Source organism: Paraperlucidibaca wandonensis (genome assembly GCF_042677145.1).
Lineage (GTDB): Bacteria > Pseudomonadota > Gammaproteobacteria > Pseudomonadales > Moraxellaceae > Perlucidibaca > Perlucidibaca wandonensis.
This window is the reverse complement of the sequence record NZ_JBHTIT010000001.1, coordinates 980,152-1,004,400: the sequence shown is the minus strand read 5'-3', so window position 1 is coordinate 1,004,400 and position 24,249 is coordinate 980,152. Positions and strand designations below refer to the sequence as shown.

General features: G+C 52.6%; 23 protein-coding genes. 10 read left to right on the top strand and 13 right to left on the bottom strand.

Translation table 11 applies throughout. The annotated features are described in order from the left end of the window. Positions 1-39: 39 nt before the first annotated feature. Entirely contained in the window at positions 40-1,674 is a 1,635-nt protein-coding gene (locus ACFQ0F_RS04675; RefSeq protein WP_379069598.1) for a transglycosylase SLT domain-containing protein, read from the bottom strand. A 30-nt stretch (positions 1,675-1,704) separates the two neighbouring features. Beyond that, complete coding sequence (gloB, locus tag ACFQ0F_RS04670) at positions 1,705-2,484, bottom strand: hydroxyacylglutathione hydrolase (RefSeq protein WP_379069595.1); 780 nt, start codon at positions 2,482-2,484, stop codon at positions 1,705-1,707. Between the two features lie 30 nt (positions 2,485-2,514). Between gloB and ACFQ0F_RS04665 the strand changes: the two genes are divergently transcribed. Genes ACFQ0F_RS04665 through sohB form a run of 5 tightly spaced genes read left to right on the top strand, consistent with a single transcriptional unit; the run spans position 2,515 to position 6,230 of the window. Next, positions 2,515-3,192 carry a hypothetical protein gene (locus ACFQ0F_RS04665; RefSeq protein WP_340674797.1) on the top strand — a complete coding sequence of 226 codons (678 nt, stop codon included), beginning with the start codon at positions 2,515-2,517 and terminating at the stop codon, positions 3,190-3,192. Then, complete coding sequence (rnhA, locus tag ACFQ0F_RS04660; protein WP_379069591.1) at positions 3,185-3,625, top strand: ribonuclease HI; 441 nt, start codon at positions 3,185-3,187, stop codon at positions 3,623-3,625. The genes ACFQ0F_RS04665 and rnhA overlap by 8 nt, the downstream gene beginning before the upstream one ends. Continuing rightward, a complete protein-coding gene (gene dnaQ, locus ACFQ0F_RS04655; RefSeq protein ID WP_379069588.1) occupies positions 3,622-4,341 on the top strand; it encodes a DNA polymerase III subunit epsilon in 720 nt (239 codons plus the stop codon). The genes rnhA and dnaQ overlap by 4 nt, the downstream gene beginning before the upstream one ends. Next, positions 4,334-5,197, top strand: a complete 864-nt coding sequence (gene nudC / locus ACFQ0F_RS04650; protein ID WP_379069585.1) for an NAD(+) diphosphatase — start codon at positions 4,334-4,336, stop codon at positions 5,195-5,197. The genes dnaQ and nudC overlap by 8 nt, the downstream gene beginning before the upstream one ends. After that, on the top strand, positions 5,190-6,230 hold the full coding sequence (gene sohB / locus ACFQ0F_RS04645; RefSeq protein WP_340674793.1) for a protease SohB: 1,041 nt from the start codon (positions 5,190-5,192) through the stop codon (positions 6,228-6,230). Before nudC ends, sohB begins: the two co-directional genes overlap by 8 nt. Before the next feature lie 10 nt (positions 6,231-6,240). Here sohB and ACFQ0F_RS04640 read toward each other — a convergent pair whose 3' ends face one another. Then, complete coding sequence (locus ACFQ0F_RS04640) at positions 6,241-6,489, bottom strand: hypothetical protein (protein ID WP_340674792.1); 249 nt, start codon at positions 6,487-6,489, stop codon at positions 6,241-6,243. 86 nt (positions 6,490-6,575) lie between these two features. After that, positions 6,576-10,277 carry a methionine synthase gene (metH, locus tag ACFQ0F_RS04635; RefSeq protein ID WP_379072104.1) on the bottom strand — a complete coding sequence of 1,234 codons (3,702 nt, stop codon included), beginning with the start codon at positions 10,275-10,277 and terminating at the stop codon, positions 6,576-6,578. 144 nt (positions 10,278-10,421) lie between these two features. Between metH and nfuA the strand changes: the two genes are divergently transcribed. Beyond that, complete coding sequence (nfuA, locus tag ACFQ0F_RS04630) at positions 10,422-11,066, top strand: Fe-S biogenesis protein NfuA (protein WP_340674791.1); 645 nt, start codon at positions 10,422-10,424, stop codon at positions 11,064-11,066. Between the two features lie 83 nt (positions 11,067-11,149). Here the strand turns inward: nfuA and ACFQ0F_RS04625 are convergent, their stop codons facing one another. Then, on the bottom strand, positions 11,150-12,229 hold the full coding sequence (locus ACFQ0F_RS04625) for a 3-deoxy-7-phosphoheptulonate synthase (protein WP_379069580.1): 1,080 nt from the start codon (positions 12,227-12,229) through the stop codon (positions 11,150-11,152). 38 nt (positions 12,230-12,267) lie between these two features. Next, positions 12,268-13,065, bottom strand: coding sequence for a sulfite exporter TauE/SafE family protein (locus tag ACFQ0F_RS04620; protein WP_340674789.1), 798 nt, complete (start codon positions 13,063-13,065; stop codon positions 12,268-12,270). A gap of 107 nt (positions 13,066-13,172) precedes the next feature. Between ACFQ0F_RS04620 and cysB the strand changes: the two genes are divergently transcribed. Beyond that, positions 13,173-14,153 (top strand): HTH-type transcriptional regulator CysB, encoded by a 981-nt coding sequence (gene cysB / locus ACFQ0F_RS04615; protein ID WP_340674788.1) that lies wholly within the window; start codon positions 13,173-13,175, stop codon positions 14,151-14,153. A 59-nt stretch (positions 14,154-14,212) separates the two neighbouring features. Here the strand turns inward: cysB and ACFQ0F_RS04610 are convergent, their stop codons facing one another. Next, on the bottom strand, positions 14,213-14,947 hold the full coding sequence (locus tag ACFQ0F_RS04610; RefSeq protein ID WP_379069576.1) for a phosphoadenylyl-sulfate reductase: 735 nt from the start codon (positions 14,945-14,947) through the stop codon (positions 14,213-14,215). A 119-nt stretch (positions 14,948-15,066) separates the two neighbouring features. Here ACFQ0F_RS04610 and thrH point away from each other — a divergent pair, with 119 nt between their 5' ends. Beyond that, on the top strand, positions 15,067-15,681 hold the full coding sequence (thrH, locus tag ACFQ0F_RS04605) for a bifunctional phosphoserine phosphatase/homoserine phosphotransferase ThrH (RefSeq protein WP_340674786.1): 615 nt from the start codon (positions 15,067-15,069) through the stop codon (positions 15,679-15,681). 90 nt (positions 15,682-15,771) lie between these two features. Here the strand turns inward: thrH and pabB are convergent, their stop codons facing one another. The 6 genes from pabB to ACFQ0F_RS04575 form a co-directional block, all read right to left on the bottom strand. After that, on the bottom strand, positions 15,772-17,160 hold the full coding sequence (pabB, locus tag ACFQ0F_RS04600; RefSeq protein WP_379069573.1) for an aminodeoxychorismate synthase component I: 1,389 nt from the start codon (positions 17,158-17,160) through the stop codon (positions 15,772-15,774). Then, positions 17,160-18,353: a JmjC domain-containing protein gene (locus ACFQ0F_RS04595; protein ID WP_379069570.1), complete on the bottom strand. Its 1,194-nt coding sequence runs from the start codon at positions 18,351-18,353 to the stop codon at positions 17,160-17,162. The genes pabB and ACFQ0F_RS04595 overlap by 1 nt, the downstream gene beginning before the upstream one ends. A 12-nt stretch (positions 18,354-18,365) precedes the next feature. After that, positions 18,366-19,730 carry an adenylosuccinate lyase gene (purB, locus tag ACFQ0F_RS04590; protein ID WP_340674783.1) on the bottom strand — a complete coding sequence of 455 codons (1,365 nt, stop codon included), beginning with the start codon at positions 19,728-19,730 and terminating at the stop codon, positions 18,366-18,368. A gap of 44 nt (positions 19,731-19,774) precedes the next feature. Further along, the gene (locus tag ACFQ0F_RS04585) at positions 19,775-20,407 is read right to left on the bottom strand and encodes a lysogenization protein HflD (RefSeq protein WP_340674782.1); all 633 of its coding nucleotides are present in this window, start codon (positions 20,405-20,407) and stop codon (positions 19,775-19,777) included. Further along, positions 20,404-21,531 carry a tRNA 2-thiouridine(34) synthase MnmA gene (gene mnmA / locus ACFQ0F_RS04580; protein ID WP_340674781.1) on the bottom strand — a complete coding sequence of 376 codons (1,128 nt, stop codon included), beginning with the start codon at positions 21,529-21,531 and terminating at the stop codon, positions 20,404-20,406. Before mnmA ends, ACFQ0F_RS04585 begins: the two co-directional genes overlap by 4 nt. Positions 21,532-21,626: 95 nt before the next feature. Then, the gene (locus ACFQ0F_RS04575) at positions 21,627-22,280 is read right to left on the bottom strand and encodes a pseudouridine synthase (protein ID WP_379069565.1); all 654 of its coding nucleotides are present in this window, start codon (positions 22,278-22,280) and stop codon (positions 21,627-21,629) included. Between the two features lie 125 nt (positions 22,281-22,405). Here ACFQ0F_RS04575 and icd point away from each other — a divergent pair, with 125 nt between their 5' ends. Further along, complete coding sequence (gene icd / locus ACFQ0F_RS04570; protein WP_340674779.1) at positions 22,406-23,662, top strand: NADP-dependent isocitrate dehydrogenase; 1,257 nt, start codon at positions 22,406-22,408, stop codon at positions 23,660-23,662. A gap of 205 nt (positions 23,663-23,867) precedes the next feature. Then, a complete protein-coding gene (gene clpS, locus ACFQ0F_RS04565; protein WP_340674778.1) occupies positions 23,868-24,227 on the top strand; it encodes an ATP-dependent Clp protease adapter ClpS in 360 nt (119 codons plus the stop codon). Positions 24,228-24,249 lie beyond the last annotated feature (22 nt).

Genomic DNA, 24,249 nt, shown 5'->3' with positions numbered 1-24,249 from the left:
ACTGTATCGAGTTAAAAAACTGCCGCACTGCCGCATAAGTTATAGCCCGCGATTACCTGCTTGGATGACCTGAGTGGCGGCATTGTTTCGTGGTAGTGAAACTGGCTCGCGTGAGGCCGTTGATGTGCTCGAGTTAAACACATGCGCTTGATAAGCCGCAGCCGCAGGCGTGGGGATGCTGAGCTCACGACCAATATCTAAAATGGTGCTGAGCTCTTCGTCATTGGCTGCGGCTAGCTGAGTCGCCGACAACTGATTTCGGCGCGCGATGCTGAACCACGAGTCGCCACGCCGCACTTGGTAAGTGCGGCTATTAGCATCGATATAGTTTGCTCGAATAATCTCGGTGCTCACACTAGCCACGACAGCCTCGGGGCGGCCTGAGGCATTGACCACACGTACATCCGAGGCAACAGATTGCTGAACTAACAAATGCTCGCTGGCAATATCTAAGTAGTTAGGCACATGCAAAAGGTAGGGGCCATCGGGAGCTAATTGATCGCGACGTAGCGCGGCATTGAGTATGCGAAGCTCGTCGAGTGGCACGCCAGAAAGTGTTGAGACTGTATCAAGGTCTAAGCTGCCTTTGGCGGCGACTGTGCGAAAATATGGGCGGTTTGGTATGGCGGGAATGCTCACGCCTGCAGAAATTGGGTCTTTAAACATCGACACCACTGCGAGAAAGCGCGGCACATAATCCATAGCTTCTGCAGATAGTTTTAGTGACCAATAGTCATCGCCAAGGCCGCGTGCGTTATTTGCTTGAAGCGCGCGTGAAACCGTTCCTGGCCCAGCATTGTAAGAGGCGAGCACAAGCTCCCAATCACCGAACATGCCGTAGAGCTTGGCCAAATAGTCATAGGCGGCGCGAGTGGATTCAAGCGGGTCACGACGTGCATCAACCCAGTTAGTTTGGCGTAAACCATATAGACGGCCGGTGTCTGGGATAAACTGCCAAAGGCCGGCTGCATTAGATTTCGATGTTGCCGCGGGGTCGTATGCGCTTTCGATTATGGGCAACAGCGCTAACTCTGTGGGCAGGCCGCGACGCTCGGCTTCGGCAACGGCAACAAATAGGAAGCGTGAGGCTTTTGCCATTAACTCATCGATGTATTTTTGCTGGCCGCTATAGCGCGAAAACTGGGCATCGATGCGTGAGTTATAGCGCGTGGGCATGCTAAAGCCACGACGCAAGCGCTGAACTAAATCTTGGTTAGTAGCAACGCTGGCTTTAGCCGGTGTGCTACGCGTTAAAATAATGGTTGGAGCGCTTAGCGCAGGATCATTGTCGACTTTAATGCTACTAGCAGGCTTGCTGATGACTGCAGCCGCAGTAGGTACTTTAGCGATAACTGATACTGATACTGATGCTGCGGCTTGCACTGGAGTTGTTGCTGGGGCTGATGCAATTTCAGTTACTACAGCCGAAGCTAAAATGCTCGCAGGAGCAGGTGCAGGTGTAACAACTACGCGAGCCGCTGCCGGTTGCACGTCATTTTTCGCGATTGGTTTCATAGGCTGTGGTGGTACCACGATGCGCTGCTTTTGAATAATCGGGTAACTACGTTTAGCAACGGGTGCACTGGCACAGGCCGATAAAAACAAAGCCGCTAGTAGCGCTAAAAGAACGCGCGGCTGTCGTGAGTTTCGGAGATTGTCTACAGAAATAAGCATGGGCATTCTCGTTATTTTCCAGCCAGTGTACTAAAAAACGTCTTTCCAAGCGCGTAGTGTTGCCAAGGTTTGTTCGCCAGGCTGTAAGGGCTTTCCGGCATATGTGCTTGCCGCCGCGACCACGGTGCTTTCATGACTGCGTAAAAATGGATTAATCGCCAGTTCAAGCGCCAAATGAGTAGGGAGGCTCGGTTGATTTTTTGCGCGCCATGCCGCCACTTTATGCGCGTAGTGCTTGAGCTCATTATTGTCGGGCTCAATGGCTTCAGCAAAACGAATATTGGCGGCGGTGTATTCATGCGTAGGAAAAATCACGGTAACGGCTGGTAATGCGCTGAGCGTACTCATAACGCGAGCCAAGTCAGTCGGTGTACCTTCAAACAGTCTTCCGCAACCCGCGCTAAATAGGCTGTCGCCACAAAACAGCAGGTCGTGACCTTTTAAATAGTAGGCAATATGCCCCAGCGTATGCGCGGCAACATCAAGCACCTGTACTGACCCCATGCCATCGAGCGTTAATACGTCGTCTACTTTTATATAGTTGCTGATGCCTTCGCGTACCTCAGAAGGGCCATAAACAGGCATAGCAAAAGCTTCTACTAAGGCTGCAATGCCCGCGGTGTGATCGAGGTGATGATGAGTGATAAGCACGCCAGCTAAGGGTTTGCCGCGCTTAGCCTGATACGCGAGCACAACTTGGGCATCGCCAGGATCGACCACCCAATCGCCCTGAGATGTCTCGATATGCCAGATATAATTATCAAGAAAGCAGGGCAGTGGTGTCACGATAGGTGTTTGAGGTGATGACATGATGGTGGCTTAAGTTCAATAATCGTGGCCATGAAACTACACCAAAGCCTTTCCGCGCGCACCTCACGCCAGTCTGTGTCTGAACGCGAACGCCAGGCATGGCGCTTGGCGGCAGTTAAATGTCATGGTGTGTCGGCATTACTGGTCGATTTGCCTGTGCATTTAGCCACTATGCCCTGCACGCGACCGCTCAATAAGCATCTGGTTAGCACCGCACATTCTGCGACTAAGCAGAGCGCCGTATCGGCGATTATTGATCCCTATGCTTGGCCTTTTGCACCACAAACTTTCGATGCGGTTTGGCTGTCGTGGGCGCCATTAACGGCACGATGCCAGCCTCGTGTTTTGACTGAAATTGATAGTTGTCTAGCCGATGATGGCCGTGTCTTGGTGTATGTTGACCAAGCTCATTTGGCGCAATGGTGTTGGTCTGGTATGGCACAGGCACAGGCCTTGGGTTGGCAGTTGCAGCAACAGCATTGGGGTGATGCACGACGCTTCAGTCTAATGCCTGCCCTGATCGCTCAGCAGTGGGCCGCACCGTGGCAGCGTTATTTTCCAATGGCACAATGGTGCGTGCAATTGTGGCAAAAAAACACCTGCCGCCTTACGCCAATAAGCGACAATAGCGCGATTAATCGTGGCGCATGGTCAAATGCTTGGCCAGTGCAGCAGCGTCAGAGAAACAATAGGAATTTGCATGAATGAGGTGGTGATTTATACCGACGGCGCCTGTCGCGGTAACCCAGGCCCAGGCGGTTGGGGCGCGTTATTACGCAGTGGTGCACACGAAAAAGCGTTATCGGGTTTTGAGGCCGCAACCACTAATAATCGCATGGAGCTGACGGCGGCCTTAATGGCCTTGCGGGCACTCAAGCAGCCATCGCGCGTAGTGCTGTGGACAGACTCCGAGTATTTGCGCAAAGGCATGACCGAATGGCTGCCTGGCTGGCGCGCGCGTGGCTGGAAAACAGCCGCCAAGCAGCCAGTGAAAAATGCCGATATTTGGCAGGCACTAATTGATGCGTCAGAACCGCACGAAGTCGACTGGCGCTGGGTCAAAGGTCATGCAGGCGACCCTGGCAACGAAGCAGTGGATAAACTCGCCACTGAAGCGATTGATATAGGATTAGCAAAATGACACGGCAAATCATTTTAGACACGGAAACCACGGGCTTAGATCCGGCGCGCGGGCATCGCTTGATTGAAATTGGTTGTTTGGAGGTGGTGAACCGCCGACTGACCTCAAAGAGCTTTCACTATTATGTGCAGCCTGATCGTGAGATCGATCCTGATGCTCAGCGTGTGCATGGCATTAGCGCTGAGTTTCTTGCCGATAAGCCGCGCTTTAATGAAATCGCCATGGCATTTTTGGACTTCGTCGAAGGTGCAGAGCTAGTCATTCATAACGCACCATTCGACATCGGCTTCTTAAATAATGAGCTGGCCTTGCTCGATTTACCACCGGTAACTGACATCTGCACGGTGCTCGACACACTGCCGATGGCGCGGGCAAAACATCCTGGTCAAAAAAATAATCTTAATGCTCTGGCGCGGCGTTACGGTGTTGATAACCGTGAGCGCACATTGCACGGGGCTTTGCTTGACGCTGAAATTTTAGCCGATGTTTATTTGGCAATGACCGGTGGCCAAGTTGGACTACAGCTGGGGCAGGATGACGATGGCGATGGCCAAGATAGCGAAAAAGGCGAGCGTATTAAGCGCTTAGCGGCTGATCGTAGTCCGCTGCCGATCATTGCGGCAAATGCCGATGAGCTAGCCGCTCATGCCGAGCAATTGGCAGTCTTAGACAAAAATACAGAAGACGGGCAGTGCCTGTTTCATCGCTATGACTGAGGCGTTTAGTGTCGCCACGCAATGGCATGGCGACATTCCTCGTGAAGCATTTGCCATCATTATGCAGGGCACTCGTGTACTCCTGCGCGAAAGCTCCCTCGCGCAAGAGGTCGGCGATTCATTAGCTGATCGGCTACCAAAATATAGCGACATGCTATGGCATATTGATGCTGAGGCTGAATGGCATTTCATGGGTCAGTTCTCTGGCGTGTGGGGCGATACGCCGGTCATGGCATGGTCGCTGTCTATCGCGCCCGATGGTTTTATTTGGATTGATGTGCGCAGTTTATTGGCATCACTGACTCCTGCCAGTTATGACTTGCTAGGGCGCAGCATGCAGGTGCTGGAATGGGCTGACAAACACCGTTTTTGTGGTCGTTGTGGCGGGCCAATGCAGGCTCACTCACGAGGTGAGCGTGCTAGAGTTTGCGCACCTTGCGGCAGCTCGATATATCCGCGCATTAACCCCTGTGTGATTGCTATTATTTCTCGTGGCGACGAACTGTTACTGGCGCAATCGACGCGCTTCACCAACGGCATGTACAGCGCCTTGGCTGGTTTTATGGAAGTTGGCGAGAGCGCGGAGCAAACTTTGATTCGTGAAGTTCGTGAAGAAGTTGGCGTAAAGATCAGCAATATTCGTTATCACGCTAGCCAGTCATGGCCATTTTCCAGCAGCCTGATGATTGGTTTCTTTGCTGAATACGTAGGTGGCGAAATCATCTGCCAAGAAGACGAAATTGTTGATGCACAATTCTTTCATTATGAGCAGTTGCCCCTATTGCCGCCAAAAGGCAGCATCGCGCGGGCGCTGATAGATCAATTTATTACGGAGCGAAAGACACATCATGCTTGAATGGATTGCCGATTACGGCTTGTTTTTGGCTAAAGGCGTAACCGTTGCGTTTTTAGTATCCCTCGTTTTGATGATGCTAGGCCGTGCTCGCCGTGGTGACTTGCCCGGCCTGCAGTCTGGGCATTTAGAAGTCGAAACTTTAAATGAGCGTTTCGATGCCGAGGCCGATGCTCTGCGCAGTTTGGTCTGGGATGACAGCGCATGGAAAGTTGAACGCAAAGCGCGCAAGGCGAAGGCGAAGTTGGAAAAAAAATCCGCCAAAACGGCTGAGCCGAAAGCGCATGTTTATGTGCTGAAATTTACCGGCGACATGGCGGCATCGGCCGTGGCGCAAATGCGTCATGAAATTTCGGCGTTGCTAGCAGTTGCCGTTGCTGAGCGTGATGAAGTCGTGGTGCTCCTAGAAAGCCCGGGCGGCATGGTACACAGCTATGGTTTGGCCTCTTCGCAATTAGCGCGCATCCGCGCCGCAAACCTTCGCCTGACCATTTGTGTCGATAAAGTCGCGGCCAGCGGTGGTTATATGATGGCGTGTTTGGCCAATCAACTTATCGCTGCGCCGTTCGCGGTTATCGGCTCCATCGGCGTGGTTGCGCAAATTCCAAACGTGCATCGCCTGCTGAAGAAAAATGACATTGATGTTGAGTTGATGACAGCAGGGCAATACAAACGCACATTGACCATGATTGGTGAAAACACCGATGAAGGGCGTGCTAAGTTTCAACATGATTTAGACGACACCCACGAGCTATTTAAAGCGCATGTGGCGCAGTGGCGCACGCAAGTTGATATGGCAGTAGTGGCTACAGGTGAGCATTGGTATGGCCAGCAAGCCTTGGCTTTAGGCTTGGTCGATAGCTTAAAAACCAGCGATGATTATTTGCGTGAGCGCGCTACTGAAGCGGAGTTGTTTGCGCTGCATTGGCGCGAGAAAAAGAGTTTAGGCCAGCGCTTAGGCATTGCTGCGACGAGCTCGGTGGATAATCTGTTGCTGCGCTGGTGGCAACGTAGCGTGCAATCACCTCGCGTATAAGCCCAGCAGTTTATTGATGCATTGCCTCAATAAACTGCTGCAAACCTATCCAAATGGCTGCGATGGTTAGCAGCGTAATGAGAATGCCGCTGAGCACAAAAATCTCAGCGGATTCTGCATTTTCATCGAGTTCGGTCTTTTTTAGTCCAGCCACATTAAAGCCACTACGAAGTGCTCGGCTCAACGCCAGGCGCAAGCGTGTGCGCTTTTTCAGCTTGATGCTGCTGGGTGGCGGCGGATTGCCATAGCCTTTGGACACTAAAACCTCCGTCTGTTTGACGCCCCAGAGGGCATGACCAGATCATTATTAGATGATCGGCCACGGAGGTTACGTGCGCCGATCGTTTAGTTATCGACCACATCATAGCCTAAATTCGGCATTAGCCAACGCTCGGCTGTGGCCATGTCCCAACCCTTACGCTGAGCGTAGTTTTCGACTTGATCGCGACCAATTTTGCCGACATTAAAGTAGCTGGCTTTGGGGTGTGCGAAATACCAGCCCGAGACAGCAGCGGTGGGGTACATAGCGAAATGCTCTGTAAGTACGGTGCCGGTATTTTCAGTGGCGTTGAGCCAGCGGAAAAGCTCGGATTTTTCACTGTGCTCGGGGCAGGCGGGATAGCCTGGCGCAGGACGGATGCCTGCGTATTTCTCGGCAATCAGGTCGTTTGTATCGAGCTGCTCATCGGTCGCGTAGCCCCAGAACTCTTGGCGCACACGTTGGTGTAGGCGCTCAGCAAAGGCCTCTACAAAACGGTCAGCCAAAGACTTAATCAAGATGCTGTTGTAAGTATCGCCAGCATCTTCGAAGGTTTTAGCGAACTCATCGGCGCCATGCACTGAAGCAGTAAAGCCGCCGACATAGTCTTGAACGCCGCTATCTATTGGCGCTACGAAATCGGCCAAAGACAAGTTGGGCTTGCCACTAACTTGCTCGTTTTGCATGCGCAAATTATGAATTTCGCCTAGGCACTCTGTTTTGTCGGCATCGGCCCAAACGCGTACATCATCGGCGCCAACGCGGTTGGCAGGCCATAGCCCAATGACGCCGCGCACACGTAAATGCTTGCCTTCAATCAAGGTTTTCAGCATGGCTTGAGCATCATTAAACAAGTCACGAGCGGCCTCACCAACAACATCATCCTCTAAAATTGCAGGGTACTTTCCGTGCAGGCTCCATGCCATAAAGAATGGTTGCCAGTCGAAATACTCAACAATTTCACTCAAGTCGTAGTGATCAAAAACTTGCACGCCTAACTGCTTTGGCTTGATCGGTGTTGCTTGCGACCAATCGCTTTGCAAGCCAGTAGCGACTGCGGTTTCATAGCTTAAGCGTTTGCCGCGTGGCTCTCGATTATTAATACGCTCTCGAGTTTCGGCGTATTCAGCACGGCGCTCGGCGATAAACGCATCTTTAGCTGACTTGTTTAGCAAGGTGGTTACCACGCCGACCGCACGCGAGGCATCGGCGACGTAAATCACACCGTCATTTTTATAGTGTGGATCAATTTTTACTGCGGTATGCGCTTTCGATGTGGTTGCGCCACCTATTAAAAGCGGCACTTTAAAGTCGAGTCGCTGCATTTCGCGCGCCACATGCACCATTTCATCTAGCGATGGGGTGATCAGGCCGGAGAGGCCGATGATGTCGACTTTTTCATCGATGGCGGCTTGCAGGATTTTATCGGCAGGTACCATAACGCCGAGGTCAACAATGTCATAACCATTACAGCCGAGTACCACGCCGACAATATTTTTACCAATATCGTGGACATCACCTTTGACCGTAGCCAAGAGTACTTTGCCTTTGGCGATAACCACGCCGTTTTTCTCGGCCTCAATAAATGGGATGAGATGGTTCACCGCTTGCTTCATCACGCGAGCAGACTTCACTACTTGTGGCAAAAACATTTTGCCCGAGCCAAACAGGTCGCCAACCACATTCATGCCATCCATGAGAGGGCCTTCGATGACGTGAATTGGGCGCTCAGCTTGTTGCCGTGCTTCCTCGGCATCTTCAACAATAAACGTGGTGATGCCTTTAACCAGCGCATGCTCTAAGCGCTTGTTAACGGGCCATTCGCGCCAAGACAGATCCTCAACGATTTGCTTGCCGCCTTCGCCACGATAGCGCTCAGCTAAGGCTAGCAAGCGCTCAGTACCATCTTCGCGTTTGTTTAAGATCACGTCTTCAACGCAGGCTTTGAGCTCAGCGGGAATGTCTTCGTAAATCGCCAGCTGCCCGGCGTTGACAATGCCCATGCTTAGGCCATTGCGAATTGCGTAGTACAAAAACACCGAGTGGATGGCTTCGCGAACCAGCTCATTGCCACGGAACGAAAATGAGACGTTAGAGATCCCGCCAGAGATTTTCGCGTAAGGCAGGTTTTTGGTGATGTAGTCGCAGGCTTCGATAAAGTCGACGGCGTAGTTATTGTGCTCTTCGATGCCGGTGGCAACGGCGAAGACATTAGGGTCAAAAATAATGTCTTCGGGCGGAAAGCCAACTTCATTAACTAAAATATCGTATGAGCGTTTGCAGATTTCGTTTTTGCGCGCAACGGTGTCGGCTTGGCCTTGCTCGTCGAAAGCCATAACGACCACGGCGGCGCCATATCGCATGCACAAACGAGCACGATCCTTGAACTCTTTGACGCCTTCCTTCATGGAAATTGAGTTCACCACCGACTTGCCCTGGATACACTTCAGGCCAGCTTCGATGATTTCCCATTTCGATGAATCGACCATGATCGGCACACGGCAAATATCGGGTTCGGTTGCCGCCATGTTTAAGAATTTCACCATCGCGGCCTGCGAGTCCAACATGCCTTCATCCATGTTGATATCGATGATTTGCGCACCGTTATCGACTTGTTGGCGAGCGACTTCTAATGCTTCAGCATAGTTTTCTTCGCGAATGAGACGAGCAAATTTTTTCGAGCCAGTGATGTTGGTACGTTCGCCAACGTTCACAAACAGGCTGTCATCAGCAATGGTGAATGGCTCAAGGCCTGATAGGCGGCAGACGCGTGGGAGCTCAGGCACCACCCGCGGCGCTTTGCCTTCAACCGCTTTGGCTATGGCGGCGATGTGTTCTGGCATGGTGCCGCAGCAACCGCCAACAATATTGAGAAAGCCACTGGTTGCGAACTCTTTAATAATAGCCGCAGTTTCATCAGGCGTTTCATCGTACTCACCAAAGGCATTTGGGAGGCCGGCATTAGGATGAGCGCTAACGTAGGTGTCAGCTTTGCGCGAAAGCTCTTCGACATATGGCCGCAGCTCTTTGCCACCGAGCGCGCAGTTAAAGCCAATGGAGATAGGCTTGGCGTGACGCACCGAGTTCCAAAAGGCTTCGGCTGTTTGGCCGGTGAGCGTACGCCCAGAAGCGTCGGTAATAGTGCCAGAAATCATAATAGGCAATGTGGTGCCGCATTGCTCAAAAGCTTCTTGCACAGCAAAAATGGCGGCTTTGGCGTTGAGCGTATCGAAAACAGTTTCGATCAAAATCAGATCAGCGCCGCCGTCGATTAGCGCGAGAGTCGACTCTAAGTAGTTTTCGACGAGCAGGTCGAAGCTGACGTTGCGGAAGGCAGGATTGTTAACATCTGGCGAAATAGAGCAGGTGCGAGAGGTTGGCCCAATAACGCCGGCGACATAGCGCGGCTTATGCGGTTCGCGTGCGGTAAATTCATCAGCAACACGACGCGCTAATGCTGCCGCTTCAAAGTTGAGCTCAATGGTTAGCGACTCCATGCCGTAATCAGACATGGAAACTTTGGTGCTATTGAAGGTATTGGTCTCGATAATATCGGCGCCGGCAGCTAAATAAGCCTCATGGATTTCGCGAATAATCTGTGGTTGGCTGAGCACGAGCAAATCGTTATTGCCCTTAACATCGCGAGGCCAATCGCCAAAGCGTTCGCCGCGATAGTCGGCTTCACTAAGCTTTCGCTGCTGAATCATGGTTCCCATGCCACCGTCGAGAATCAAAATACGTTGGGCGAGTTGCTGCTCAAAACTAATCAGACGGTCAGCGCGAGACATGGGCATAGATCTATCTAAAAAAATGGATATATAGTTTAGCAGAATGGATGAGCGAAGGCATGAGCTGCACGCAAGATGCTATACTTGCGGCCATAATTTGAAGCATGCCCGTCCCGGCATGCTGTGGGCGATAAAGGAGCTTCCATGAGTCAGCCTGAAGTAAATCAATCGGTTTCTTTCGATGCGCAAGCCATCACCAATCTTGAGATTACGGAGACGGCTCAAGGCTATCTGCGCGAATTATTAGCCAAGCAAAACAGTGACGGCATTGGTGTGCGAATTTTTGTCGAAAATCCCGGCACGCCGCGCGCAGAATGCTGCATGGCTTATTGCACCAAAGGCGAAGAGAAAGAAGAAGACGTGCGCGTTGACTTTGAAGGTTTCCCAGCCTATGTCGATGGTCGCTCGGTAACTTATCTCGTCGATGCCGTGATCGATTTCAACAAAGATCGCATGGGCGGCCAGCTCACTTTTAAAGCGCCACGCTCGAAAGTACCCAATATTTCATCTGACAGCCCAATGGAAGAGCGTATTAACCATGTGCTGTTCAGTGAAGTGAACCCTGGTCTTGCTGCACACAATGGCAATGTGTCGCTGACTGGTTGCTTCGAAGAGCCTGAAGGTTGGGTTGCCGTGCTGAAGTTTGGCGGCGGCTGCCAAGGTTGCTCGGCTGTCGATATGACCTTGAAGCAGGGCGTAGAAACTACGCTAAAAGGATTGATTCCTGAGCTGCATCGCGTTACAGATGAGACCGACCATACGGTGAAAGACAACGCTTATTTTAGATAAGTGGTGACACAAAAAAGCCCGGCAATGACCGGGCTTTTTTGTGTCTGCAACAAGGGAGCTCTAAAGCCCCTATCGAGCAGACCTTATTTTTTACGTTTTGGCAGCACGTCTTTCAGCTTCTCGTGCATAGAGCGCACGGCGGCCTCAGTCGTTTCCCAATCGATGCAGCCATCGGTCACTGATTGGCCATAAACCAGTTGGCTTAAGTCTTTCGGGATATCTTGGCGACCAAACTTCAGATGTGACTCAATCATCATGCCAATGATGGAAGTGTTGCCTTCAACGATTTGATTGGCAACGTTGTCCATCACTAATGGTTGTAGTGCTGGGTCTTTATTGGAGTTGGCGTGTGAGGCATCGATCATGATATTCATCGGTGCTTTGGCTTTTTCCAAGGCGCGTTCGGCAAGTGCTACAGACACTGAGTCGTAGTTGGGTTTGCCATCGCCGCCACGCAACACGACATGGCCGTACTGGTTGCCAGTAGTGTTAATCACCGCGACTTTGCCATCGCTATTAATGCCTAAGAAGCTGTGGGCATTACGCACGGATAGCAGAGCGTTGGTGGCTACCGTTAGGCCGCCATCGGTACCGTTTTTAAAGCCAACAGGGCTAGATAGGCCCGATGACATTTCGCGGTGCGTTTGCGATTCGGTGGTGCGCGCGCCAATCGCCGACCAAGCAATGAGGTCGTGCAAGTACTGCGGCGACATCGGGTCTAGCGCTTCGGTAGCGCAGGGCAGACCCATTTCATTGAGTTCGATGAGCAGCTTGCGACCAACGTGCAGACCTTCCTCGATACGGAAGCTATCGTCCATACGCGGATCGTTGATCAAGCCTTTCCAGCCCACGGTGGTGCGTGGCTTTTCAAAGTAGACACGCATGACCAGATAAATGCTGTCGCTGACTTCTTCAGCCAAAACCTTTAAGCGCTGGGCGTATTCGTGCGCTGCTTTTAGGTCATGGATAGAACAGGGGCCGATCACCAAAAATATGCGGTGATCTTTGCCATCTAAAATATTGCGAATTGTTTGCCGACCCTCGGCCACGGTGCGATGTGCACCAAGGCTCATGGGCAGCGCTTTTCTGAGTTCAGCAGGGGTTACCAAAACATCGATAGAGCGAATGTTTAGGTCATCAATTTGGGTGTTATCAAGGCTCATGCATAGTCTCCACGTAGCTCGCGATCATACCTCAAACTTTAGATGAAAATGAACCGTAGGCTGAGGAGTAATAAAGTTGCGCCTAAAATTGGGCGAATAATGTCTTCGCGCAGACGTGAACTTAAGGTGGTGCCGATGACGATCATGGGCAGTGAGCCTATGAGCAAGAAGCCGAGCATATGCCAGTCGACATGGCCCATGCTCATGTGGCCGAGACCGGCGATGAGTGTGAGCATGACGGCATGAGTCACATCGGTGCCGATGATGCGAATCATGGCTAGGGCAGGGAATAGGGTGACTAAGACCATGACACCGAAGACGCCGGCGCCAACGGATGACAGGGTGACTAGGATACCAAGCAGAACGCCCATGGTAATTGTCAGTGCCTGCGTATGGCGATCAACCCATGCGCGTACTCCCCAGTTTGATTGCTCGCGCTTAGCCATGCGGCGCTGAATTGCAGGTCGCAATAAGATACTTAAGGCGCTAACAAGCAGCATAAAGCCTAGTGAGCTGGTCAAAATGTGTTTGTAGGCACTGGCATCGGGAAACCAATTGGCCAAGGCATAGACGGTAAGTGCCGCAGCAGGAATGCTGCCAGTCGCAAGCGTTAGTGTGATGCGCCAATCAATATTGCGATGGCGATGATGCACAATGGCGCCACCGGTTTTGCTGATAGACGCGTAAAGCAAGTCGGTACCAATGGCGGTATGCAAAGGTACGCCCATCATGGTTAGCAGAGGCGTCATTAATGAGCCGCCACCCACGCCAGTCAGACCAACCACAAAACCGACTAATGCACCGGCAGCAATAAAACTAAACTCAGAAACCAACATATTAGAGTTCTCAAAATGATGGCGGCACGATATGCATTCTTAGGACTGCTGCAAAGGAATGTTTTACGCTAGAGTTATGACATTGAGTTATAAGAAAGGGGCTTGAGATGAAGTTGCAGCAATTACGCTATATCTGGGAGGTCTCGCAGCACGACCTGAATGTGTCGCAAACGGCTAATGCACTGTTTACCTCGCAGCCCGGCATCAGCAAGCAAATTCGCCTTTTAGAAGACGAGCTGGGTGTAGAAATATTTGCGCGTAACGGCAAGCACCTGTCCCGTGTGACGCCGGCAGGGCAGGCGATTTTAAAGTTATCGGCCGATGTTTTGCGCCAAGTCGACTCTATCCGCCAAGTTGCACTAGAGTTTTCCGATGAGACGCGCGGCACACTGTCGGTCGCTACAACTCACACGCAGGCGCGCTATCGTCTACCGCCCGTAATTGCTGCATTTCGCCGAAAATACCCCGAAGTCACTTTGCATATGCATCAAGGCACTCCACAGCAGATTGCCGAAATGGCCGCCGACGGCACCGTCGACTTTGCCATCGCGACAGAAGCTTTAGAGCATTTTGCTGATTTGATGATGTTGCCGGCGTACCAGTGGAACCGCACAGTGGTGGTGCCGAAAGATCATCCGCTCACGCGTGTGCATCCGCTCACCTTAGAGGCGATTGCGGAGCACGACATTGTCACTTACGTTTTTGGCTTTACAGGGCGCTCTAAGCTAGATGAGGCGTTTAGACAGCAAGGCCTTGCTGCCAATGTCGTGTTCACTGCCACAGATGCCGACGTCATTAAAACTTATGTGCGCCTAGGTTTAGGTGTCGGCATTATCGCGCAGATGGCATTTGAGCCAGAGATTGATGGTGGAAAGCTGGTGGCGCTGCCGGCCGAGCATTTGTTTGAGCCCAGCGTGACGCATATTGGCTTTCGCCGCGGTACGTTTTTGCGTGGCTTTATGTTCGATTTTATCGAGGCATTTGCCCCGCACCTTAATCGTGGCGTGGTCGAGGCGGTGCTCAACCGTGGCGATGCACGTGCTGAGGTGGATCATTTGTTTAAGGGCCAGGCACTGCCGGTTTTTTAACGATGAGTCCGACAAACTATGCCCTCAGCTGCGTTAGTGAGGGCACTTTATTTTGACGCTTAGGTCGGCGGTGTCAGATTGCTCAAATGCAGGCCGCATTCTTTTTTCGTTGCTTCTTCCCACCACCAACGACCTTCGCGTTCGTGTTGATTAGGCAACACAGCACGTGTGCAAGGCTCACAACCAATGCTGACAAATCCCTTTTCATGCAATGGGTTATAGGGCACTTCTAGAGCGCGGATATAATCCCAAATCTCGCTAGATGACCAATTCGCTAGCGGATTGAACTTGGCCAATGGGCCTTCAAGACCTTCAAAGCTAGTATCGTATTGCACCAAGGGTACATCGTTGCGAGTGCCGGGGCTTTGGTCTTTGCGCTGGCCAGTCATCCACGCGGTGGTGGTGGCGAGCTGGCGGCGAAGTGGGGCGACCTTACGGATGCCACAGCACTCTTTATGGTCATCTTCATAAAAGCTGAAAAAGCCTTTTTTGCTGACTAATTCGCGCACAGCCTCCGCTTCGGGGTAGCAGACCTCTAACGTGATGCCGTAGTGCGTGCGCACCGTATCGAGAAAGCGATAGGTCTCTGCATGTAGGCGGCCGGTATCTAAAGTGAAGACTCGAAAGGGTAGTTTTGACTTCACCGCCATATCAATCAACACAACATCTTCGGCGCCGCTAAATGATAAACACAGGTCGGGGAAGTGCGTGAGCGCAAACTTCACGATGCTTTGTGGGCCTTTGCCTGCTAGCTCGGTTTGCCAGGCATCGATATCGGCAGCGGAAATAGCCATCACTCACTCCAGTAATTTTCAGGCGTAAAGCATAGCAGAAAGCGCTTTTCTATTTGCACCGATACGCGCCTGACAGTACCCTTCGCGTCTCACAAGCTTGGCGTTAAAAGGGGTTGGTCATGGAGTTAGTGTGTCTCGATTTAGAAGGTGTGTTGGTTCCCGAGATTTGGATCAATGTCGCCAAGCGTACCGGCATTAAAGAATTAGAGGCCACCACGCGCGATATTCCCGACTATGACGTGTTGATGAAGCAGCGTTTGGCCATCTGCAAAGAGCACAAATTGGGTTTACCTGATATTCAAGCCGTTATCGCTGATATGGGTCCCATTCCAGGTGCGTATGAGTTTTTAGCCTGGGTGCGCGAGCATTTTCAGCTCATCATTTTGTCCGATACTTTCTATGAGTTTGCCCACCCGCTGATGCGCCAACTCGATTGGCCAACACTGTTTTGTCACAAGCTGGAAGTCGCTGCCGATGGCACCATCACTGACTATAAGTTGCGTCAGCCTGATCAAAAGCGTGCTGCAATCAAAGCTTTTCACTCGCTGAATTATCGCTGTATCGCTGCTGGTGACTCGTATAACGACACCAATATGCTGGGCGAGGCTGAACAAGGCATTTTGTTTGATGCACCTGAGAATGTGATTCGTGAGTTTCCGCAATTTCCGGTAACCACGACCTATGAAGAGCTGAAGGCTGAGATCCGTAAGGCATCACTGCGCCAGATTCCTTAACAGCGGAGCAGTTGCTTTAGATGATTAAGTGATTGTTCTCGTGAAATAAAATGCCCTCTATATGAGGGCATTTTTTTGCGCTAGCTAAAGCTAAGGTTTCGATAGCGCTTCTATGACGCCACCCATTTTGCTCCAGCATTCCTCATATTCGGCCTGCCAAGTGGAGTCCAGCGTGATGCCGCCGCCGGCCCAAGTGCGCACTACGCCATCTTTAGCGGCCAAGGTACGGATAGTGATGCTGCTATCGACGCGGCCACGGGCATCCCAATAAAACAGCATGCCGCAATAGACGCCGCGGGCTGTGGGCTCGATGGCCTCGATGATTTCCATCACGCGCTTTTTCGGCGCGCCGGTGATGGAACCACCGGGGAAAGCATCGCGCAAAACCTCAGCTACGGTCGCATCGCTGTTGAGTGTGGCGGTAATCGTTGTGACCAAATGATGCACTTGCCCAAAGCTTTTTAGGGCACATAGCTCGGGCACGCTGACGCTGCCGATGCGCGCGTGCTTACTCAAGTCATTGCGCAGTAAGTCGGTGATCATGATGTTTTCGGCCATGTCTTTGGCGCTGGCAGTTAGTGCACTGGCTTCGACTTGGTCTTGCTCGCTGTCATTGCCGCGTGCGCGTGTGCCTTTGATCGGGCGTGTGGTCAGCGTGCGATCATTGATGCCGATAAATTGCTCTGGTGACAGGCTCAGCAGTTCGCCCCAAGGCAGTGCCCAATATGCCCCATACGGTGCCCGCGCTAGTTCGCGAAGCTCTTCGTAGCGCGTCCACAATCGGCCGCTGTGCTGCGCTTCATAAGCCTGAGTGTAGTTGACCTGATAACAATCGCCGGCACGAATGAGCTCATGAATGTGAGCGATATCGTCGGCATAGCGCTGTTGTGTGGTGAGCGCTTGAAATGGAGTTTTTAGCTGAAATGCCTCGAGCTTGGCTGCTGGCTTAGCCTCTGAATTAGTCACGCAGCGCTGCTGCCAGTTTTGCCACTCGGCTGCGCTCATGGCGTCGCTAGCCCAGACCCACGCTTCATGTGTTTCACAATCTAGCGCGATGCCTTGGTCGTAATAAGCCAGCGTGGCCAATGGCCAATCGTCGCCATGTCGCTCAGGTAGGCCATGTTCGCTGGGTGCGGCGTAGCCGACATAGCCCATGACGCCGGACATAAATGGGAGCTCTGAGGCCGCGGTTTTAGTGGGTGCTGTATTGGCCTCAGATGCTGAGAGCTGCCCAGACTTGAGTGCCTCTCCCCATACCTGCAACGCCGCTATTACCGCAAAGCTATCGCCATCAATGCCAGGCCAGCCGTCAAACTGCCACCCAGCTTCAGTCAGTACAGCGGTTGCTCGTGGATTTGCCACCAAAATATGCCAACGGCCAGCGCCTTGGCTATCGAGTAGTAATGGCCAACGCTCAGTCAGAAGCGCGTTGGCGTAGGGCAGAGGTGTGTCTTGCCAAGGCAAAGACGCCAAATGCATCAGGCCGCCTCAACCGCCAACCAAAAGCCAGCGCTGATGTCGTCGGCCAGCCATTGCAAAACAAGCTCTGGCAATGCGGCTAATTGCGCTTGGCGCAGGCGGCGGCTAGTCAGTAGCGCGGGCACATGCTCGATAATATCGGCAGAGATATCCACGCACTCACCATTGCGCCACAGCTGCTGTACTTCTGGCAGCCATACCCAGCGCGAGGCGGGGTCGCGAATTAGCTCGATGCCCTCAGCTAATGCCGATTGCAAGTCCGCCAAGCTGCAGCTCTCACCTTGCGCTTCGTAGTCGGCATATTTTGCCTCACTCAAGCTCGGTGCCATGGCCAAGGCCATTTGCTCCGGCTGATCTATCCACGCCAGCATGGCAGTGCGCATGGCGTTGGTGTCTAGCGCGGTTAAGCTGGCACTGTGTTGGCAGACGCCACGATCAGGGTCGGCCAATAAGGGCTCATTTTCATCGAGGCTTAAAAGGCGATCGGCGAGGGCGTCGAGTAGGCGTGGCACAGCCGGTGCACGAAAGCCCACGGAGTAAGTCAGGCAGTCGCTAGTAGCAACGCCGTGATGCGCTAGTCCAGGCGGCACATAGAGCAAATCGCCGGTCTCAACGGTGGCCTCAAAGCTTTGCTGGAAGTTGGCTAATAAGCGTAGTGGTTGGTCTGGCAGTAGCGCTTCATCAACAGCGACTTGCTGGCCTAGCTGCCAATGCCGTGAGCCCGGCCCTTGCAGCAAAAACACATCGTATTGGTCGCTATGAGGGCCAACAGAGCCGCCAACTACTGCGCCCGATACCATGACATCGTCGATGCGCCATTCCGGCACAAAGGCGAAATGGTCGAGCAGGTCAGACAGTGTTGGCAGTACATGATCAACAGCCTGTACTAGCACAGTCCAGTTTTGCTTGCCGTGTTTGCGCCAAGTCACCGGTGGAAATGGGCCGTTTTTCAGCTTCCAATTGCCTTTGGCATCGGGCCCGCTGATCACACGGCTTTCTAGGCTGTCCTCTTCGGCCAGCTGCAATAGCTCTTGAAAGCTAATGAGGTCAGCCAAGGCCGGAAAAGCGCCGCGTACTAGCAGCGGTTTTTTCTGCCAGTAGTCACGCAAAAACTCACTTGCACGCAAGCCGCCTAACCATGGCAGCGGCTCATCACGGCGACATAAGTCGCTGGCATTCGACGTAAAAGACATGTGCAGTGTTCCTTAAACGGCGCGAGCTTGCGCGTCAGCGTTGCCAATATAGCTAGCTGGGGTCAGCGTTTTCAGCTCAGCTTTAACCGCTTCTGGCAGATCAAGCGTGGCAATAAACGTCGCCAATGATTCGGCGGTAATGGTTTTGCCGCGCGTTAGTTCTTTCAGCTTCTCGTAGGGCTTTTCAATGCCGTAGCGGCGCATCACGGTCTGAATGGCTTCGCCTAAGACTTCCCACGACGCATCTAAATCTGCGGCTATGCAAGCTGCGTTAAGCTCAAGCTTGCCGATACCTTTTAGCGCGGAATCATAGGCAATGGCACTGTGCGCAAGGCCTACGCCTAAGTTACGCAATACGGTGGAGTCGGTTAGGTCGCGCTGCCAGCGTGAGATTGGTAGCTTTTCGGCGAGATGGCCGAGCAGAGCATTGGCGATGCCTAAGTTGCCTTCGGAGTTCTCGAAGTCGATGGGATTGACCTTGTGCGGCATGGTCGAAGAACCAACTTCGCCTTCTTTCAAACGCTGCTTGAAATAGCCCAGCGAGATATAGCCCCAGACATCGCGGTTGAAATCGATGAGCACAGTGTTGTAGCGGCGCACGGCATCGAAAGCTTCAGCAATATAGTCGTGTGGTTCGATTTGCGTGGTGTAAGGATTCCAATCCAAGCCTAGCGAGGTGACAAAGGCTTCAGCGTTGGCTTGCCAATCGACCTGCGGGTAAGCGACCAAATGCGCGTTGTAGTTACCCACGGCGCCATTGATTTTACCGAGCAATGGCACGCGCGCGAATTCGGCGATTTGGCGCTCTAAGCGATACACGACGTTGGCCATTTCCTTGCCCAGTGTCGTTGGCGAGGCGGTTTGGCCATGCGTGCGTGACAGCATGGATACGCCCGCTTGAGCATGGGCCAAGGTACGAATGGCGTCGGCCACAGCCTGCATTTGCGCGATGACCACGGTGCGACCATTTTTCAGCATCAGCGCGTGCGAGAGATTATTGATGTCTTCACTGGTGCAGGCAAAGTGGATGAACTCTGTAACAGCCTGCAACTCAGGTAGCGCGCGAACGCGGTCTTTGAGGAAATATTCGACGGCTTTTACGTCGTGATTAGTGGTGCGCTCAGTGGTTTTAATCCACTCGGCATCATTGAGCGAAAACTCAGCCACTAGTTTGTCTAGAAAGGCATTGGCCTCAGCACTGAAGGCGGGCACTTCGGGCACACCGGCGTGGGCGGCTAGGCATTGCAACCAACGCACTTCGACTTCAACGCGGGCATGAATTAGGCCGAATTCGCTAAAGTAGGGGCGAAGTGCATCGACTTTGCTAGCGTAACGGCCATCGACCGGGGAAAGGGCGGTAAGGGGCGAGAACGCCATAGCAACACTCCAGTGTACAAAGGACAAATTTTAGGCGGCGGATTCTACACCGTTTTCGCGATCTCGCGGATCTCGGTGAGGATCTGGCTTCGGGTGAAAATTAGGTGCCAGCGGCGGCCACCAAGGCGGCGCCAGAGCCAAGCGGCGCGAACGCCGGCAAGTAAAATGGCACGGATGCGTTCAGCCATGCCGGCGGCTTGTAAGTGTTGCGCGTTTCCGCGTAATTGCACGCGAAATTGCAGGCTACCCAAAGTATCGACATAAACCGAACCGAGAGCTTGCGCGAGTTCGCTATCGCTCATGTCAGGATTAAACTGCTGCTGGCGGGCAACAGTCTCAAGGCGCTGGCGCAAGTTGTTTTGCACATCAGGCGAGCGCACTAAATGCTTCTCTACCTGCACGATGCCCAGCCCTAGGCGAACGATTTCACCGGCTTGAGCTAATGAGCGACCTTGTTCCATCAGGCAACCCTCCAACCACATCAGGCCTTGCTCTAAGCCACGCGCATCAGGATAGATTTTGTTGATGTCATCGGTGTCGAGCACCAGCGATGAGCGCCGCAAAAATGCTTCTGCTTCCGGGTGGCTTTTGCCTGTCTTTGCTAATTCAGCGGCAAGGCCTGCGGCTTGAAAAATAGCGGCTAATGCCAAGGTTTTATCGCGGTTCAGTTGGCTCATGTGGCAAATGTCTCCTCAATCACGCCGCCGCCCAAACAGACTTCGTCCTGGTAGAAAACCACGGATTGTCCGGGCGTAACGGCGCGCTGTAATTCATCAAAAGTGACGCGGTAGCCTGAGCCAGACGCTGTGATGGTGCAGGCCTGATCGGCTTGGCGATAACGTGTTTTTGCCGTGCATACCAACGGCAGTTGCGGCGCTTCACCAGCAACCCAATCAATCATTGACGCGTATAAAGAGCGGCTTTGCATTAATGGGTGCTCATGGCCTTGGCCGATAATCAGCACTTGCCTCGCCATATCTTTGCCGACCACATACCACGGCGACTCATTGGCATCTTTTTGCCCACCAATACCAATGCCTTGGCGCTGTCCCAAGGTGTAATACATCAAGCCCTGATGCTCACCAATCACTACACCGGCATCGGTTTCAATAGATCCGGGGCGTGCGGGAAGGTATTGCTGCAAAAAGTCTTTAAAGCGGCGCTCGCCAATAAAGCAGATGCCAGTGGAGTCTTTTTTCGCTGCCGTCGCTAGGCCTAACTCACTGGCAATGCGCCGCACTTCAGGCTTAGGCAATTCGCCGACTGGAAATAAGGTTTTCGCTAGTTGCTCGCCAGCTACGGCGTGTAAAAAATAGCTTTGGTCTTTATTGCTGTCGAGTCCACGAAGCAAGCGCGCTGGCTGTTGTTCGTCGCGGCGGGCGTAATGGCCAGTGGCAATATAGTCAGCGCCAAGCATCATGGCGTAGTCGAGGAAGGCGCGAAATTTGATTTCTTTATTGCAGAGAATGTCGGGGTTTGGCGTGCGGCCAGCAGCGTATTCCGCCAAGAAGTGCTCGAAAACACCATCCCAATATTCGGCGGCGAAGTTGGCCTTATGCAGATGTATGCCGAGTTTGTCCGCCACCGCCTGAGCATCGGCTAAGTCTTCACGTGCCGTGCAGTATTCGCTGCCGTCATCTTCTTCCCAGTTTTTCATGAACAGGCCTTCGACCTGCCAGCCTTGCTGGATGAGCAATGCCGCTGCAACTGACGAATCGACGCCGCCCGACATGCCGACAATCACGCGGCCACGAACGGCATCGGTTGGTTTTGTGTCGGCTGAGGGGGCGAGCGATGACATGGCGTATGAGTTCAAAAATTCGAAGGCCGCATTCTAGCAAGCTTTGTCGGTGGTTTGGGCTTAAGCCGGCGCTTGTGTGGTGTTGATCGAACTGTCTAGCGCTGTGCAGGCCCTAAAGTGCGCACTGCTTCATTTAAGTCAATTTCGCGCCACTCGCCAACGGCTAGGCCGTCGAGTGTCCATGGGCCAACGCGCTCGCGAATGAGGCGTAAGGTTGGTAGGCCAACAGCAGCCGTCATACGCCGTACTTGACGATTACGACCTTCATTTATGCTCAGGCGCAGCCAATCTGTTGGAATGCTGGCGCGAAAGCGTACTGGCGGATGGCGCTCGCTGACTTCAGGTGCGGGCGTTACATGCTCAGCCATCACCACTCGCGCTGGCCCATCTTTAAGCATGATGCCGTTGCGCAAGGCACTTATAGCATCATCGCCAACGCTGCCTTCGACCTGCGCCAAATAAGTTTTGTTCATTTTCGAGCGCGGTTGGGCAATACGTGCCTGCCACACTCCGTCATTGGTCAGCAACACCAAGCCTTCAGAGTCGTAGTCGAGGCGTCCAGCGGGATAAACATCGCGCGGGCGTTCAATGCCGCTCGCTGCCATAACCTCGCTCAAGGTCAAGCGCTCACCCTCAGGGCTGAATTGGCACATCACATTGAAAGGCTTATGCAGCAAAATTAGACGAGAAGGGCTGTCTTCCTTGAACTTTGGTCGACTTTGAGGGTGAACGGTGGTGTTTTTTTGCATGAGATGTCTTGGGAGTAGGAGGCAGCATGAGTATACTCGAGACCAATAAGAACGATTCAATACTGGCTATTGCAATCGCCATCCCGGCGCTACCCGCGCCACTTTCCTGACGGAGTACCTGCAGAATGGGTTACCAGAAGATTTCGGTTCCAACCGATGGTGGCAAAATCACCGTCAACGCCGATTTATCCCTTAATGTACCAAATTTCCCCATCATTCCATTTATCGAAGGCGACGGCATCGGCGCTGACATCACACCAGTGATGATCAAAGTGGTTGATGCAGCAGTGACTGCCGCTTATGGCAACAAGCGCGCTATTTCGTGGATGGAAGTTTATTGCGGCGAGAAAGCCACTAAAGTGTACGGTAGTGACTCTTGGATGCCAGAAGAGACTTTTGAGGCGCTGCGCGAATACGTTGTCAGCATCAAAGGCCCATTGACCACACCAGTAGGCGGCGGCATTCGTTCGCTTAACGTGGCATTGCGCCAAGAATTAGACCTATACGTTTGTATTCGCCCTGTGCGTTGGTTCCCTGGCGTTCCTAGCCCGGTTCAGCATCCTGAGCTGACCAATATGATTATCTTCCGCGAAAACTCAGAAGATATTTATGCCGGCATCGAGTGGAAGGCCAACACGCCTGATGCGATCAAGGTCATCAAGTTCTTGAAAGAAGAAATGGGCGTGACGAAGATTCGCTTCACTGAGAACTGCGGTATTGGCATTAAGCCTGTATCGAAAGAAGGCACGCAGCGCTTGGTACGCAAGGCCATTCAGTACGCCATCGATAATGATGAATCGTCGGTAACGCTAGTGCACAAAGGCAACATCATGAAGTACACCGAAGGTGCCTTCAAAGAGTGGGGCTATGAGCTGGCGGCTGAGCGTTTTGGCGGCGAGTTGATCGACGGCGGCCCATGGATGAAACTCCGTAATCCAAAAACCGGTAACGATATCATCATCAAAGATGTCATCGCCGATGCCTTCTTGCAGCAAATTCTGATGCGCCCATCTGAGTACTCGGTAATTGCTACCTTGAACCTCAACGGCGATTATATTTCCGATGCGCTTGCTGCTGAAGTTGGCGGTATCGGCATCGCGCCGGGTGCTAACTTAGGCGGTTCGATTGCTGTCTTTGAGGCAACCCACGGCACGGCGCCTAAATACGCTGGCCAAGATAAGGTCAACCCAGGCTCAATCATTCTCTCAGCTGAGATGATGTTGCGTCATATGGGCTGGGGCGAAGCTGCTGACTTGATCATCAAAGGCGTAGAAAATGCCATTGCCGCGAAAACAGTGACCTATGACTTCGAGCGTTTAATGCCCGATGCCACATTGCTGCGCTGCTCTGAATTTGGCGATGCCATCATCAGCCATATGTAAGTATGACTAAAGACACCTTTGCTTGGCTGCGTCATGGCTAAGCAAAGGTGTTTTTTTTCGCCTAATGGTTTTGCCCGAGGTTTGTTTAGTCGCTAAGCAGTAGCAAATACAAGATGGTTAAATGCATAAATTCTCTACAGTTAAGGCTAGTCAGCACAACACTATCTGCTAGAGTGAACTAACGATTAAATTTCTATGATGCCGTATGAATGCAACGAGTAAGTGGCCATTGAGTGGCCCAGACAGTGATGATGAACGGCCCGATGTCGGTCGCACAGCGCTGATTGAGCCGCCAAAGCCAGAGTTACAGATACCAAAACGCTATCAAGTTGTGCTGATTAATGACGATTACACTCCTATGGAGTTTGTCATTGAGGTGCTGGAGCTGTTTTTCGGCCTGACCGGTGAACATGCAACACGCCTAATGCTACAAGTGCATCATATGGGTAAGGCTGGAATCGGCTCTTATTCACGTGATGTAGCAGAAACTAAAGCGGCCATTGTGGTCGATTACGCGCGGCAGCATGAGCATCCGCTGCTGTGTCTGGTAGAGCCGGTGCTGTGAGCACGGGCAAGGAGAGGCAGGC

Bases quoted from the DNA above. Each gene is read 5' to 3' on its own strand.
- ACFQ0F_RS04675 (WP_379069598.1), bottom strand. From the start codon at position 1,674: ATGCTTATTTCTGTAGACAATCTCCGAAACTCACGACAGCCGCGCGTT.
- gloB (WP_379069595.1), bottom strand. From the start codon at position 2,484: ATGTCATCACCTCAAACACCTATCGTGACACCACTGCCCTGCTTTCTT.
- ACFQ0F_RS04665 (WP_340674797.1), top strand. From the start codon at position 2,515: ATGAAACTACACCAAAGCCTTTCCGCGCGCACCTCACGCCAGTCTGTG.
- rnhA (WP_379069591.1), top strand. From the start codon at position 3,185: ATGAATGAGGTGGTGATTTATACCGACGGCGCCTGTCGCGGTAACCCA.
- dnaQ (WP_379069588.1), top strand. From the start codon at position 3,622: ATGACACGGCAAATCATTTTAGACACGGAAACCACGGGCTTAGATCCG.
- nudC (WP_379069585.1), top strand. From the start codon at position 4,334: ATGACTGAGGCGTTTAGTGTCGCCACGCAATGGCATGGCGACATTCCT.
- sohB (WP_340674793.1), top strand. From the start codon at position 5,190: ATGCTTGAATGGATTGCCGATTACGGCTTGTTTTTGGCTAAAGGCGTA.
- metH (WP_379072104.1), bottom strand. From the start codon at position 10,277: ATGTCTCGCGCTGACCGTCTGATTAGTTTTGAGCAGCAACTCGCCCAA.
- nfuA (WP_340674791.1), top strand. From the start codon at position 10,422: ATGAGTCAGCCTGAAGTAAATCAATCGGTTTCTTTCGATGCGCAAGCC.
- ACFQ0F_RS04625 (WP_379069580.1), bottom strand. From the start codon at position 12,229: ATGAGCCTTGATAACACCCAAATTGATGACCTAAACATTCGCTCTATC.
- ACFQ0F_RS04620 (WP_340674789.1), bottom strand. From the start codon at position 13,065: ATGTTGGTTTCTGAGTTTAGTTTTATTGCTGCCGGTGCATTAGTCGGT.
- cysB (WP_340674788.1), top strand. From the start codon at position 13,173: ATGAAGTTGCAGCAATTACGCTATATCTGGGAGGTCTCGCAGCACGAC.
- ACFQ0F_RS04610 (WP_379069576.1), bottom strand. From the start codon at position 14,947: ATGGCTATTTCCGCTGCCGATATCGATGCCTGGCAAACCGAGCTAGCA.
- thrH (WP_340674786.1), top strand. From the start codon at position 15,067: ATGGAGTTAGTGTGTCTCGATTTAGAAGGTGTGTTGGTTCCCGAGATT.
- pabB (WP_379069573.1), bottom strand. From the start codon at position 17,160: ATGCATTTGGCGTCTTTGCCTTGGCAAGACACACCTCTGCCCTACGCC.
- ACFQ0F_RS04595 (WP_379069570.1), bottom strand. From the start codon at position 18,353: ATGTCTTTTACGTCGAATGCCAGCGACTTATGTCGCCGTGATGAGCCG.
- purB (WP_340674783.1), bottom strand. From the start codon at position 19,730: ATGGCGTTCTCGCCCCTTACCGCCCTTTCCCCGGTCGATGGCCGTTAC.
- ACFQ0F_RS04585 (WP_340674782.1), bottom strand. From the start codon at position 20,407: ATGAGCCAACTGAACCGCGATAAAACCTTGGCATTAGCCGCTATTTTT.
- mnmA (WP_340674781.1), bottom strand. From the start codon at position 21,531: ATGTCATCGCTCGCCCCCTCAGCCGACACAAAACCAACCGATGCCGTT.
- ACFQ0F_RS04575 (WP_379069565.1), bottom strand. From the start codon at position 22,280: ATGCAAAAAAACACCACCGTTCACCCTCAAAGTCGACCAAAGTTCAAG.
- icd (WP_340674779.1), top strand. From the start codon at position 22,406: ATGGGTTACCAGAAGATTTCGGTTCCAACCGATGGTGGCAAAATCACC.
- clpS (WP_340674778.1), top strand. From the start codon at position 23,868: ATGAATGCAACGAGTAAGTGGCCATTGAGTGGCCCAGACAGTGATGAT.